Genomic DNA, 13,415 nt, shown 5'->3' with positions numbered 1-13,415 from the left:
TGGTCGATGGGGAGCCCGACGGGACGGGGAGGGGAGGCTGAACGGCCCCGAGGGACCTTGCCAGACCGAAATCGATCGGGCAGGGTCATCTCAGGGCTTGAGACATTTGAACGTGAACCGGCGCTTTTCGAAGGGTGGCCGGCCGCGTTTTCGGGGTCTTTCGTTCTGGCGCTTCCCGCTCCGGGTTCTTCCCGTGGGCGGGTTTCGCTTTTCTAGGCCTTGCCTCTCCTTTCCGAACGGGACGACGTCCTCGTCTCCGGCTTTCACGCAGAGCAGCCTGGACGCGTCGTAAGTCGTTGTAAACAGCCCCGAAAGCGCTCGTTTCGACGGGCCGATTTGACTCTGCTCGCCAGGTGTGTCTCAGCCGCCGCCGCGAGTTTTTAGGTGAGCGACCGGCCGAATTCGCGGATAGGAAGGTTTTCGGCGAATCCACCGCCGTCGATTCGTGGCCGACCAAAAAGCCTCGAAACGACCCCGCGACCGTTCGCCGCGAAATGCAGTTTTTCGGCGCCCTGGGATCTATCGCGGGAAATTCGGGCGGCCGAAGCTCGGGATCAGCAGACCATCTCGGACATGGGAACACCTCCGCACTGCCGGCTTCGGACGCGCCTGGTTTCTGATCGAGATCGAATGAATGCGAATGATAGCAGGAAAGCCCGGGTGTCCGCAGCTTCGCCCTGCTGTCCCGGTTAACGAGCTCCTGGCCGGAGCCTGCCGCAGCCGGGACTAGGCGGTCGTGAACTTCCAGGTCTTGATCTCGAACAGGACGGCGGCGTCACCCGTGTCATTCCAGACAGGCACATCGAGGCCCCAGTAGAAGCGGTGCACGTTCCTGCCGGCGCCGTCCTGGTACTGGTCGTGCTTACCCTTCCCGGTCCGGAGAACCACCCGGTCTCCCTTCTTCACTGACCGGTCGGGAAACCAGTAGAAGTGCCGCAACCTGTTCGACACCGCCTTCTCATTGACGAACGTGGTGTCGGCGAGACCGTAGCACCCCACGTCGCAATCCCCGGTCACTTCGAGCAGCACGTACTCCTTGATCGCGTCACCCTTCTCTTTGACCGACAGGATCTTCAGGTTCATCTCTTCCCTCTGGTTTCCGCCCTGGCCAAGGTAATTCGTCTGCAAGGGAAGAGCACTCCATCCCGGCCTTTAGGGCGGTCCGTACTCCCTGATCGTCATCGTACCGGCTCCCTTACGCTCCGGTGCCGTCGAGCCCGCGCCTTACTTGCCTCAGGTTCGTTCCGGCAATGAACGGACGCCCAGCGCTCGCTCCTCTGGCTCGATCCGCCGTTCTCATGATAGCTTGGCGCACCACCGGAGAATGACATGAAGCTCGTCGCGATGACGCTCACCACGCTGATGGTGATGGCAGCCCCGGCTCTCGCTTGCTGCCCCGGCTGCCCCTGAGGCCCCGCCGAAGTTCCTCGAAGCCGCCCTCTCGGGCGGCTTCGTCGTTTCAGTGGTCGGCGAGCCGCCCGTGATCGTGGCTTGGGTCGGCTAGCGTCTGGATGACGCGGCATTCGCCTACCCGGCCCTGACCGCACTCGCCGATCATCCGACGGAGCTCGCCGCGAAGGGCGGTCAGCTTCCTGATCCGTTTCTCGACCTCGGCCATGTGACGCCTGGCGATCCTGTCGACGTCGCCGCACGGCCTCTCCGGATCGGACGAGAGCGCGAGGAGTTCGCGGATCGCGTCCATCTCGAAGCCGAGCTCCCGGGCGTGCCGGATGAAGTTGAGGCGGGCCACCTCGGGCTCGCCGTAGCGCCGCTGCTGAGCCTCGCTCCGGGAGGGCAGGGGCATGAGCCCCACCTGCTCGTAGTACCTGATCGTCGGCACCTTCACGCCGGCCCGGCGTGACAGCTCCCCGATAGAGATGTCCACTTTCCGCTTGCCCCTCTAGTCGCTAGAGGCCGTAGACCCCTTTCCATGGAGACGAAAGGGCCTGCGATGGCAGACGATTGCTGCGGTTCGACCGCGTCCTGCTGCACTCCACCCGCGCTTCAGCTGCCTGAGGCGGCAGAGCGTGCGGCCGACGCCTGCGGCTGCTCCGGCGGGGTGCCGATCTTTGATGGCGTGGACCCGCGTTACAAGCGGGTGCTCTGGACCGTCATCGGAGTGAACGCGGCCATGTTCGTGACCGAGATGGCGGCGGGTCAACTCGCCGGCTCCCAGGCGCTCAAGGCCGACGCGCTCGACTTCCTGGGTGACACGGTGACGTACGGGTTGAGCCTCGCCGTGATCGGAGCGAGCCTCAAGGTCCGGGCTAGCGCGGCGCTGTTCAAGGGCCTCTCGCTTAGCGCCATGGCGTTCTGGGTGTTTGGATCGACCGTCTACCAGACCCTGGTTCTCGGCGTCCCCAAGGCCGAGGTCATGGGCGTCATCGGCTTCTTGGCGCTCGGGGCCAACCTGCTCTCCGTGCTCCTTCTCCGGCGATACAAGGACGGGGACGCGAACGTCCGGTCCGTGTGGCTGTGCTCGCGGAACGACGCCATCGGCAACGTGGTCGTCATGATCGCGGCGCTGGGCGTCTGGGGCACGTCGACGGCCTGGCCGGACCTGCTCGTGGCAGCCGTGATGGCCGGCATCTTCCTGACCTCCTCGGTCCAAATCCTGCGCCAGGCCTGGGCCGAATACCGAGGGCAGGGCGGTCATGCCCACCTCGCCCCGGCGGAGTGACGGCCCCTACCGTCCCGGATGCTCCCGTCGCTCGCGTAGTGCAGAAATCAGCCGGCGTTTGTCGCGCAGTGCAGATTTCTACCCTTGCCGTTGCCCGGCAATGCAGAAATCAACCCCGACGCCGGACGGCCCGTTAGCCCTGCGTCGTAGAGCGCGGTCGGTGGCAAATTAGGACGATTCCTGCACCACGGAGCGTGCTCTCAGTGCAGGTTTCAGCTCTCCCGACGGCCACGCCGTGCAGGTTTCATCGGCATCGGCAAGGCGTCCGGCCCATTTTCGGGGCTGGACGTCGCTCGGAATGTTCCTATTCTGTTCTCTCTCCGAGGACAGCCATGCCCGATGAGCCTGAACAGACCGACGAGGCCTTTCCGACCGATGACGACGTTGATGCCGTAATAGCCGAGTTCGGCGGCGATGCCCGGGAAGCAGTACGTGCGCTGCTCCACGACATCTCCATCTTTGCCGGTGACTTCGAAGCGTCGGTCAGCCACGGCTTTGTCCGCGGAGGCATTCCGAAGCTGGTACTCCGGCGCCGAGCCTGATGCCCAACTATGCGAAGGGTACGCTGAGACCGTCCGTGATCGATGTCGGCTGGCCATACCAAGTCGAGATCGAGGTGCCTTGGAATGGCTTCGGGCGACGGCTGGAAGCGATCACGGGCTGGGTCCGAGAGCATGCTCCGCGGCCCAGGTCGGCAAGACGGGCCGGATCAGTCAGCGACGCAACGCGGTGGTGTTTCGAGGACCGGGACGCAGCCATGGCATTCCGGGAGCAGTTCGGCGGGAAGCTGATCGAGGTTTCGCATCGGTAGCGGCGGCCGCTGGGTAGGGCAGCCATCCGGGCCAATGCAGAATTAAAGGTCGCCCAGTGCAGGAATCAGAAAATCACGACAAGGATCCACGGCAGGGGAGCCGTCTGCCGGCCATTCGCATAAGATATATTATGGAACCCAAGCACGGGCGTGGGCGAGAGGAATGCCGTCGCGAGCGACAGGATCGCAGGATCCCGTGATCCTCCCCGGTTCAGGATGGCCATTCCAGTTGCAGCCCGTCATAGGCAGGCTCGACTCCGTCCGGCAGTTCGCGCCGGATCGTCTCGAAGTCGATGTCCGTATGCATGTTCGTGAGCACGCTGCGTCGCGGCCTGATCTCGGCGATGAAGGCCAGAGCCTCCGCGACCGAGAAATGCGTCGGATGCGGCGTGTAGCGGAGCGCGTCGAGGATCAGGATGTCGAGATTGGCGAGCCGCGCCTTGGCTTTCGCCGGGACGGCGCTCACGTCGGGCAGATACGCCACCGGACCGAAACGGAAGCCGAGCGCCGGAGTCCGGCCGTGCTCCACCATGAAGGGCAGCGCCTCGATCCGGCCGCCCGGGCCTTCGATCCCGACAGGCTCGTCCGGATCGATCCGGTGATCGTCCAGGATCGGCGGATAGTCGCTGCCCGGCGGCGTGGCGAAGCAGTAGCCGAATCTTTCGTGCAGGACGCGGCTCGTGGCTTCATCGGAGAAGACCGGCATGCGACGGCGCATATGGATCACCAGCGGACGCAGGTCGTCGATGCCGTGGGTGTGGTCGGCATGATCGTGCGTGATCAGCACGGCATCGAGCCGCCGCACATCGGCGGAGAGCAGCTGCTCGCGCAGATCCGGCGAGGTGTCGATGAGAACGCTCGTCCGGCCGCCTGAACCCTGCCGTTCGACCAGCACGGAGCAGCGGCGCCGGTGGTTCTTGGGGTTGTTCGGATCGGCCGCTCCCCAGCCCATGCCGACGCGCGGCACACCGGCCGACGAGCCGCAGCCCAGAATCGTGAGCCTGAAACTCATGCGGCAGATTTCCGCGTCGTCTCAGAAGCTTGCCCGGCTTTTCTGAAGAGACGCTCGAAATTTGCGGTGGTCACGGCGGCGATCTCTTCGGGGGTGACGCCGCTGGTGTCCGCAAGCACCCGGGCCGTATGCGCCACGAAGGCAGGCTCGTTCCGCTTGCCCCGATACGGCACGGGAGCGAGGTAGGGCGCATCAGTCTCGACGAGGAGGCGATCGCGGGGCACGACCTCGCGTGCAATCGCCCGGATCTCGTCGGAGTTCCTGAAGGTCAGGATGCCCGAGAAGGAGACGTAGAAGCCGAGTTCAACCCCGATTTCGGCAAGACGCCGGCCGGACGAGAAGCAGTGGAGCACCGCGTCGAAGCGCCCTCGCCCGTGCTCCTCGGTCAGGATCCGGATCATGTCGTCGTCGGCGTCCCGCGCGTGGATCACCAGAGGCAGACCGCTCTCCCGGGCCGCCGCGATATGGGCGCGGAAGACGCGCTCCTGCACGTCCCGCGGGCTCTTGTCGTAGTGGAAATCCAGCCCGGCTTCCCCGACCGCGATGCACCTCGGATGCGCGACGGCGGTCACGATCTCGGCCGCCGGCACATCCGGCTCTTCGGCCGCGTTGTGCGGGTGCGTGCCGACCGTGAAGAAGACCTCCGGATGCGCCTCGGCGATCCGCCGGTAGGTCGCCGCCTTCGCGACGCGCGTCGAGATCGTCACCATACGCCCGACGCCCGCCGCCTTGGCCCGCGCGATGACGCCCGGCAGGTCCTCGGCGAAATCGGGAAAGTCGAGATGGCAGTGGGAGTCGATCAGCACCGTCAGGCCGCCTCCTCCGGCTCGACGTAGCGCGGGAAGATCGGCGCCGGCGCCGGCAGCGGCGTGCCCGCGGGCAGTCGCGACCCGGAACCGATCGCGTCGAAGCTCCGGGCTTCCTCAGACACCGCGAGGAGGTCCAGCAGCCGCGCGGCTGCGCTCGGCACGAACGGCTGGGCCATGATGCCGATCTCCCGCAGCACCTCGGCCGTGACGTAGAGCACGGTGCCCATGCGGGCTGGATCCTGTTGTCGCAGGATCCAGGGTTCCTGTGACGCGAAGTACCGGTTCGCCTCGGCGACCACCGCCCAGATCTCGGCCAGGATCGCGTGAAGGGCGAAGCCCTCCATCGCCGCCCTCGCCTTCTCCGGGAGCGCGTCGGCAAGGGCGATCAGAGTGCGGTCGGCATGGGTGAAGTCGCCTGGCTGGGGCACCTGTCCGCCGCAATTGCGAGCCACCATCGTCAGGGAGCGCTGCGCCAGGTTGCCGAGATCGTTCGCGAGATCCGCGTTGATGCGGTTCACGATCGCCTCGTGCGAATAGTTGCCGTCCTGCCCGAACGGCACCTCGCGCAGGAGGAAATACCGGAGCTGGTCGATGCCGTAGGCCGAGGCGAGCGAGGCCGGGTCGATGACGTTGCCGACCGACTTCGACATCTTCTCCCCGCGATTGAACAGGAAGCCATGCCCGAAGACCCGCTTGGGCAGCGGAAGGCCGGCGGACATCAGGAAGGCGGGCCAGTACACCGTGTGGAAGCGCACGATGTCCTTGCCGATCACGTGGACGTCGGCGGGCCAGTAGCGCCAGCGCGGGTTCGCCTCGTCGGGGAAGCCGGCTCCGGTGATGTAGTTCGTGAGCGCGTCGACCCAGACATACATCACGTGCTTCGGATTGCCGGGGACCGGGATGCCCCAGTCGAAGGTCGTCCGGCTGATCGAGAGATCCTGCAGGCCGCCCTCGACAAAGGACACGATCTCGTTCCGGCGCGTGTCCGGGCCGATGAAGTCTGGGTTCTCGCGGTACAGCGCAAGCAGCCGCTCGCCATAGGTCGAGAGGCGGAAGAAATAGCTCTCCTCCTCCACCCACTCGACCGGGGTTCCGGTCGGGGCGCGGCGGGTGCCGTCCTCCGCCAGCGTCAGTTCGCTTTCGTCGAAATAGGCCTCGTCGCGGACCGAGTACCAGCCCGAATACTTGGACAGGTAGATGTCCCCTGCCCGCTCCATCCGGCGCCAGATCTCCTCGCTGGAGCGGACGTGATCGGCATCCGTCGTGCGGATGAAGCGGTCGTAGGAGCAGTTCAGGAGATCGGCCATCTCGCGGAACTTCGGCGCCATCTCGTCCACGAAAGCTTGCGGCGTGGTGCCGGTCTTCGTGGCCGTCTGCTGGATCTTGAGGCCGTGCTCGTCCGTGCCCGTCATGAAGAACACGTCGAAGCCGTCGAGGCGCTTGAAGCGCGCGATCGCGTCCGACGCGATCACCTCGTAGGCGTGCCCGATATGCGGCGCGCCGTTCGGATAGGAGATCGCGGTCGTGATGTAATAGGGCTCGCCGGCCATGCCGAACCTTGGATTGCGCGAGCCGGTTCAGGCGGCGGCGCGGACGACCTCCGCCAAGTCCCCGAACATCGACACGACGAATGGGCGACGATCGAGGTTGTAGGTTTCGACCGACCTCGCAGCGTCGGCGACCTTCTCACATAGCTCCGCAAGGGGCGCAAGGCGCGCCGGCCCGAGCTCCGCACCGGCCCTGATGCGCTCGGCCGCCCAGAGCTGGACCGCATCCAGGGCCAGCTCGAACGTGCCTTCGGCGCGCCGGTCCGCCAGCTTCTCGGCGAGGCTCAGCACGCGCAGCATGGGCGGATCGGGCAGGGCCTGCAGCAGGGAAGCGAGTTCGTCGAGGACCGCCTGGCGCTTCGGGTCGAGCAGGCCGAGCGCCCTCCCGACCGACCCCTCGGCCCTCTCCGCCGCGCGCTCGACCAGCTCCGGACCGCCCTCCCCGCCCGCAAGCGCGTCCGGTCCGAACGAGCGCAGGATCTCGAGGACCTGCGCCTGCGGAAGCGGGCTCAGGTTCAGCTTGCGGCAGCGCGAGCGGATCGTCGGCAGGACGCGCTGCGGCGCGTGCGCGACGACGAGGATCGTCGAGCGCGGCGGCGGCTCCTCGATCGTCTTCAGGAGCGCGTTGGCGGATTGCACCGTGAGGTCCTCCGCCGAGTCGACGATCATCACCCGATGGCCGCCATTGGCCGCCGTCGTGCCGAAGAAGGCGAGCGCACGCCGCGTCGTCTTCACCGGGATCGTCTTGGCGGGCGGCCGTTCCACGTCGGCCGAGGCGGTCTCCAGATCGAGCACGATGAGGTTCGGATGGGCGCCCGCCGCGATCTGCCGCGCGGTCCGGCCGGCGGGGTCGACCGCGAGCGCGCCCTCGCCCGGTCGGATCTCGTCCGCGCTTGCGAGAAGCCGGCGGGCGACCCGGTAGGCCAGCGTCGCCTTCCCGATCCCCTCCGCCCCCCCGATGAGCCAGGCGTGGTGCAGACGGCCGGATGCGATCGCCTCGGCGAAGCTCCGCTCGGCCTCTACATGGCCTACGAGAGTCCTGCGCTCGCGCGGATGCGGGAGGCCGCCCGCGCCGGGTGCCGCCTCAGCCGCCATGGTCCGCCTCCCCGCCGGCCACGCTCTCCGGCGTGAGAAGGCGCGATTCGACCTCAGCCCAGATCAGCCGCTCGACGCTCTCGGGGGCGCCGCTCGCGTCGATCACGGCGCAGCGCTCCGGCTCCGCCGCCGCGATGGCCAGAAAGGCGTCCCGGATACGGGTATGGTACTCGAGCCCTTCCGCCTCGAAGCGGTCGCGCTCCTCGCCCGTGAGCTCGCGGCGCTGGCTTGCGCGGGCGAGGCCGAGCTTGGCGGGCACGTCCAGCACGAGGGTCAGGTTGGGACGCGTTTCGCGGACGGAAGCGCGCTCCAGGGCCGCGAGGGCGCTTGGGGGGACCTCTCCCAGTTTCCCTTGGTAGACGCGGGTCGAGTCCGAGAAGCGATCGCAGATGACGAAGCCTCCCGCGGCCAGAGCGGGCCGGATGGTGCGGTCGACATGGTCGGCACGTGCCGCGGCGAAGAGCAGGGCCTCGGCGAATGCGCCATGGCGCTTCGCCCGGCCGGACAGGAGGAAGGCTCTGATCGCCTCCGCCCGCGCGGAACCGCCGGGCTCGCGGGTCGTGACGACGCGAAGGCCGCGCGCCTCGAGCCGCCTCTTCAGGCGCTCGCTCTGGGTCGACTTTCCGGCCCCCTCCCCGCCCTCGAGCGTGACGAAACCGCCCGGTCCTTCTCTCGGCTGCTGCACGTCCCGCATGTCCGCCCGATAGCGCGAACCGGACCGCGGAGCCCAGCCCTAATAAATGCCCGCGTAGATGGGCCGCTGGGGTGGAACGGGCTGGGCGGCCGCGAGCGGTGCGGAGGCTCCGCCCGGAACGGCCGGGGCCGCCTCGGCCAGCCTCCGGGCGGCGAGCGGCCGCACCGGCGGAAGCGGTACCTCGCCATCCCGACTCGGGGCGGCAGCCGTCCGAACGGGTCTGCTCTGCGGCAGGCTGGTCGGCCCCGAGGTCCGGACCGGCTCCGCCGGAGCATCGGACCCCTCCTCCGGCTCGGCAGCCGCGGCCGCGACACGCAGGACAGGCTGGGAGCTTTCCTCGCCCGTCTCCGCCGGGGCGAAACGCGGCCGGGGCGGCGGGTCATGTCGCAGGTCGGCATACATGGTCGCCCCGCCCGGCCGGCCGAAGGGGGCCGGCGAGCCGTCGATCCGGAGGGTGGCGAGGAGCTTCTCGTCGTCGCTTCCGCGGACCGACGCCTTGCCGAGATACTCGACCCGGACGCGCGTCACCCCCTTGCGCCGGAACTCGAGCGCGTCGGCGACGCGTTCCGACACGTCGAGGATGCGGTCGCGCTCGTAAGGTCCGCGGTCGTTCACCCGCACGACCATCGAACGCTTGTTCACGAGGTTGGTGACGCGGACATAGCTTGGCAGGGGCAGCGTCGGATGGGCGGCCGCGATCGAGTGCCGGTCGAAGATCTCGTTGTTCGCGGTCAGGCGGCCGTGGAAGGCCGTCCCGTACCAGGACGCCCAGCCCTCCCGATTGTAGCCCTTGCCGTGGTGCGGAACATAGGTGCGGCCGCCGATCGTGTAGGGCTGGCCGATCATCTCGCGGCCGCCGCCCTTCGGGATAGGCTGGCCGTCCGGGATGACCTTCGGGCTCGGCTTCACGCCATACTTGTTGCCGCCGCCCTTCCGGCCGGCGACCTGCGGCCCGGCGCAGTTCGCGGCCGTGAGCGCGACGAGGACGAGCGCGGCCGCCCGAAGCGCGAGCCGCGCAGGACGCGCCGCACCATGCGGCCGGGATGCCGCCACGAAACCTCTCCCCTGCCGACAGATCACAGCTTGCTCCCCGCCGATGGAGCGCTTTGCGCGTCAGCCATCGTCCCGCTCGCCCCCGGAGCGTGCCTCAAGGATCGGGGTTGGCGCTTAAGGAAAGTTTGATGCGAATCGACCGGGGTTTCGGCCGGCGGGATCTTACTTCGTTCGCAGGCACTTAAATCTGCGTTCTCATCTCGTTTCTTAGGAGGGGCTGAAGCGGCTGTTCCGGCGGAAACGAAAGGAGCCCCCGGCCTTTGCAGCCGCGGGCTCGTCACGCGCTCGAACTCAGCGGGACTGGTTGAGCTGGCTGATCGAGAGCGCGCCGCGCTTCTGGAATAGCAGGTCGAGCGCCTCCAGCATGAGCTGGTGGATCTTGGTCCGCTCCGTATAGGCGATGTCGCGCAGCTGATCGTAGACCGGGGGCTCCAGATACACCGAGAGCTGCTTGGCGCGCTCCTTGAGGGTGCCGCGCGGATTCGGCTCCTGCGGCTTGGCGGGGGCCAGCTGGATGACCTCGCCGCCCGGCCGGTTGGTCGGCGGGACGGCGGAGGCGACGATGGACGCAAGACTGAGCTTAGGCGGCTTTGACATGGATCTGTCCCTGCGAGCGCTTCTCGATCCAGGCCCACAAGCGGCGGATCTCCGCGGCGGCCTGTCCGGTCGGGTTGAACTCGGTCACGCCCTGCCCCATGCCGAGCGCATCCTGGTGGTCGTTACGCGTCACGATGTTCACGTCCGGCAGAACGCCCAGGACCGCGAGGCCGTCGGCGGCGTCACGGACGCGGTAGCTGCGCGGCGGCGTCTGGTTCAGGACGAAGGCGAACTTCTTCTCCAGCCGGTAGATGGCGGCCAGCGTGGGCTTGAAGGCCCGCAGGTCCGCCGGGGTCGGCCGGCATGGGATCACGCAGAGATCGGCCGCGCGGATGGCCGCGAGGCTGCCGGGCGAATCGACGCCGGGCGTATCGATGAAGACGTAGTCGAAGTCGGAATCGCGCAGCCTCGTCATGATGTCGTCGAGCTGCGTCGCGTCGATCTGCGCCACCTCCGGCGTGTCGGCCTTGCGGTGCTCGGCCCAGTCGCTGACGGTGGCCTGCCGGTCCATCTCCAGGATGCAGACGGACTGGCCGGCCTCCTGCGCCGCGACGGCCAGCGAGATGCATAGCGTGCTCTTGCCGCTGCCCCCCTTCTGGGTCACGAACGTGATCGCCTTCATGGGCGTACCTTTCCTTGTGATACAAAAGGCCGTCCGCCGCTGAGTCGCGCCGGCCGGCGCCCGGCTCCGTGATCCTGCGATCCTTGGAACCAAGGATGGGGCCATTTCTCCGTGGACATGGTTAACGGGCCGTTAAGACGATTGGTCGGCGGCCGCAGAGAGCCTTGCGTTGACCGCCGAAGGCGCTCCGCCCTAGAGAGCCCGCAGACGCGGCTCCACATGCCGGAAGGGTGGCCGAGTGGTTTAAGGCAGCGGTCTTGAAAACCGCCGTGGGGGCGACCCCACCGTGGGTTCGAATCCCACCCCTTCCGCCACCTCGCCCGCATACGGCCTGCGCGCGCTCGAGGCGTCGACATGGCTGTCCGCCGCTGGACGCGAGCCTGGCAGAGCGCAGCCTGAGATCATGCGCCCGGGATAACGAGCACCCGGCCCGGCCTATACCGACAGCGTCCCCACCAGGGATGTCGCCCATGCGTGGGCCCAGGACGCGCGGATGCAGTATCCCCGGTGGCCGTCCTCGCCGAAGAAGACGCCCGCCCAGACGGGCGGCGTGTCGCTCGTCAGGACCCAGGCGCCGGAATCGCCCTGTGCGGGCAGGCTCGAGAAGATCGTTCCGAGCGCGCCGCCCAGGCCGAATCTGGGCTTGGGCTTCAGTTCGATCGTGTCGCGGAAGCAATATGAGCTTCCGCTTCTGCGGAAGCCGTAGCTGATCGCCAGCGACCCCAGGCGGCAACCGACCCTGTTGTGGGCGCCCTCGAACACGACGTCCTGGCCGATGGTCAGCGAGGCGGCCACTCCGCCGAGCGTGCGAGCCGTTGCCGGCGGCGCAGCCAATTCTATGAGGCTCAGATCGAGCATGTTCACCGACGGGCCGTTCCCGGGATAGGGGTTCGGCATCGGCAAGCCGACGGGATCGCAAACGGTCCCGGCAGCGAGGGTCACAAGGTTCGTATGGTGCCTGCAGGTTCCCAGGGCAGTGCCCGCGCTGTCGGAGACAGCGTCATTCGTCTCGGCGACGTGGGCGCAGGTCATCCCATAGACCGTGCCGTTCCGCCCCGTGAGCGTGCCGCCATAGGTCCCGCTGCGCCCCTGACTGGTGAGGATCCCGTCTCCCGGCGCGAAGGCCAGGGTCGCTTCCGGCCGCTCTTCAACCCGGACAAGCGCTCCGCTGGCATTGGCGATCTCGATCAGACGCCTGCGGTGGGCTTCGTCATCGGACGTCGTTTCAGCGACCGGCGTACGGACTGGCCTGTGGACGATGGTCAGGATGACCGGGCTGGCACAGCGCTTCCTGCCGTACCAGCCGTTGACCTCTGACCAGAGCCGGACAGGACGGTGGAGGTCGCGCCTCCGATAGCCCTGGAAGGATGGCTGTGGCCAATCGGCCGAAGACAGCCGATGCCAAAGAAAAGGTGACCGGTAGACATGATCCAGCCACGGCTCGACAGGGAAATCTGCTCCGTATGAACCTTCTTCCGCGTCGTAGAGGAACGTCCAAAGCGGATCCACGTCGATCGTGAAGCCGCTGACGATCGGCACTTCTGCAGCCTGCCGTGTGACGCGCTGGAACTCCTCCGAGCGATCGAAATAATCCCTGAGATCATCGTAGGTCGGCATGGCTCAAGCCTGCGGCGCTTTCGGCGGCGCGGGTTCGAAGAAGCCGGCCACGAACGTGAAGATCGGGGCAAAAAGGCCAGCGAGAAACACCTGATACCAGCCCAGGAGGAGGAACAGGCTGCCGCCGAGCGTATAGGCCCAAAGCACGAAGGCGATGGTCGCGATGCCGGCATTCAGCATCCAGGGCTGCCTCGGCAACCGGCGCCGCCAGAGATAGAGTGGTGTACCGACAAGCCCCAGCAAGAAGACGATCAGGCTCAGAGCAAAAGCGCCGGAGGATGTGGCCGCCGTCGTGCTCGCTGTATTGCCGATGCCGAAATGAGAGGCGATCAGCTTGTCGACGCATGCGAAGAAGGCGACCGATTCTGCGGGGATATATTTCACAAGCCGACTGGAATAGTCGTCGGCCGGCTGATCTTCGACGGATGCGGCTGCCAGATTTCCGCTCGTTGCCGACCTGGGAACGACGAGTCTGGGCATGATGTCGGATCCCCCTTCCAACGGCCGCGAGCGTAGCGGATCGTAAGAACGCAGCCAATATCTGCATCGCCTGGATTTGAGTTTTTCTGCCTTTATCTGGAATGGCGAAGTTGACTGATAGTCTCTGACTTGACACAAGGAATATACTCACGGATTTTGACGATCTCAGAGCGCTCAGCTCGGTCGTGCGCTGCCCGCCGATCCAATCTCCCGGTGCGGCCTCTGATGTCTCGCCGAGTTGGGAACCACGGCTGCAGCGGTTCTGAAATCCTCCTGCAACGTTCCCGCTGCACAGAGCGTCGTTCCTTGCCGGAGCCTCGGATGGGAGGGCCGCCCCATCCGGCCGCCACGGAGCACGCACGTACGCGACCCGTAGCGGCGAACATGGTATGAGAAGC

14 protein-coding genes and 1 tRNA gene are annotated in these 13,415 nt (G+C 67.0%); 3 read left to right on the top strand and 12 right to left on the bottom strand.

The annotated features are described in order from the left end of the window. Positions 1–726: 726 nt before the first annotated feature. Complete coding sequence (locus tag HJG44_RS06710) at positions 727–1,083, bottom strand: hypothetical protein (protein WP_171217586.1); 357 nt, start codon at positions 1,081–1,083, stop codon at positions 727–729. A 376-nt stretch (positions 1,084–1,459) separates the two neighbouring features. Further along, positions 1,460–1,885, bottom strand: coding sequence for a MerR family DNA-binding protein (locus tag HJG44_RS06705; RefSeq protein WP_171217585.1), 426 nt, complete (start codon positions 1,883–1,885; stop codon positions 1,460–1,462). 66 nt (positions 1,886–1,951) lie between these two features. Between HJG44_RS06705 and HJG44_RS06700 the strand changes: the two genes are divergently transcribed. Then, positions 1,952–2,680, top strand: a complete 729-nt coding sequence (locus HJG44_RS06700) for a cation efflux transmembrane domain-containing protein (RefSeq protein WP_171217584.1) — start codon at positions 1,952–1,954, stop codon at positions 2,678–2,680. A 332-nt stretch (positions 2,681–3,012) separates the two neighbouring features. Further along, positions 3,013–3,222 (top strand): hypothetical protein, encoded by a 210-nt coding sequence (locus HJG44_RS06695; protein WP_171217583.1) that lies wholly within the window; start codon positions 3,013–3,015, stop codon positions 3,220–3,222. Positions 3,223–3,702: 480 nt separating this feature from the next. Here the strand turns inward: HJG44_RS06695 and HJG44_RS06690 are convergent, their stop codons facing one another. The 8 genes from HJG44_RS06690 to HJG44_RS06655 all read right to left on the bottom strand — a co-directional run bounded on the left by HJG44_RS06690 (position 3,703) and on the right by HJG44_RS06655 (position 10,920). After that, positions 3,703–4,503, bottom strand: coding sequence for an MBL fold metallo-hydrolase (locus HJG44_RS06690; protein ID WP_171217582.1), 801 nt, complete (start codon positions 4,501–4,503; stop codon positions 3,703–3,705). Continuing rightward, positions 4,500–5,309, bottom strand: a complete 810-nt coding sequence (locus HJG44_RS06685; RefSeq protein ID WP_171217581.1) for a TatD family hydrolase — start codon at positions 5,307–5,309, stop codon at positions 4,500–4,502. Before HJG44_RS06685 ends, HJG44_RS06690 begins: the two co-directional genes overlap by 4 nt. A 2-nt stretch (positions 5,310–5,311) precedes the next feature. Further along, positions 5,312–6,862, bottom strand: coding sequence for a methionine--tRNA ligase (gene metG / locus HJG44_RS06680; protein WP_171217580.1), 1,551 nt, complete (start codon positions 6,860–6,862; stop codon positions 5,312–5,314). A gap of 27 nt (positions 6,863–6,889) precedes the next feature. Beyond that, entirely contained in the window at positions 6,890–7,954 is a 1,065-nt protein-coding gene (locus HJG44_RS06675; RefSeq protein ID WP_171217579.1) for a DNA polymerase III subunit delta', read from the bottom strand. Continuing rightward, entirely contained in the window at positions 7,944–8,648 is a 705-nt protein-coding gene (tmk, locus tag HJG44_RS06670) for a dTMP kinase (protein WP_171217578.1), read from the bottom strand. Before tmk ends, HJG44_RS06675 begins: the two co-directional genes overlap by 11 nt. 39 nt (positions 8,649–8,687) lie before the next feature. Beyond that, on the bottom strand, positions 8,688–9,701 hold the full coding sequence (locus tag HJG44_RS24175; protein WP_171217577.1) for a septal ring lytic transglycosylase RlpA family protein: 1,014 nt from the start codon (positions 9,699–9,701) through the stop codon (positions 8,688–8,690). A gap of 291 nt (positions 9,702–9,992) precedes the next feature. Next, the gene (locus HJG44_RS06660) at positions 9,993–10,298 is read right to left on the bottom strand and encodes a ribbon-helix-helix domain-containing protein (protein WP_171217576.1); all 306 of its coding nucleotides are present in this window, start codon (positions 10,296–10,298) and stop codon (positions 9,993–9,995) included. Further along, positions 10,282–10,920, bottom strand: coding sequence for a ParA family protein (locus tag HJG44_RS06655; protein ID WP_171217575.1), 639 nt, complete (start codon positions 10,918–10,920; stop codon positions 10,282–10,284). The genes HJG44_RS06660 and HJG44_RS06655 overlap by 17 nt, the downstream gene beginning before the upstream one ends. 224 nt (positions 10,921–11,144) lie before the next feature. Here HJG44_RS06655 and HJG44_RS06650 point away from each other — a divergent pair. After that, positions 11,145–11,234, top strand: a tRNA-Ser gene (locus HJG44_RS06650). A gap of 121 nt (positions 11,235–11,355) precedes the next feature. Here HJG44_RS06650 and HJG44_RS06645 read toward each other — a convergent pair. Next, positions 11,356–12,537 (bottom strand): hypothetical protein, encoded by a 1,182-nt coding sequence (locus HJG44_RS06645; RefSeq protein WP_171217574.1) that lies wholly within the window; start codon positions 12,535–12,537, stop codon positions 11,356–11,358. A gap of 3 nt (positions 12,538–12,540) precedes the next feature. Further along, positions 12,541–13,017, bottom strand: coding sequence for a hypothetical protein (locus tag HJG44_RS06640; RefSeq protein ID WP_171217573.1), 477 nt, complete (start codon positions 13,015–13,017; stop codon positions 12,541–12,543). Positions 13,018–13,415 lie beyond the last annotated feature (398 nt).

It is taken from the genome of Enterovirga aerilata (assembly GCF_013044135.1).
GTDB classification, from domain to species: domain Bacteria; phylum Pseudomonadota; class Alphaproteobacteria; order Rhizobiales; family Beijerinckiaceae; genus Enterovirga; species Enterovirga aerilata.
The sequence above is the reverse complement of the archived record's forward strand: the minus strand, read 5'-3'. Positions and strand labels throughout refer to the sequence as shown.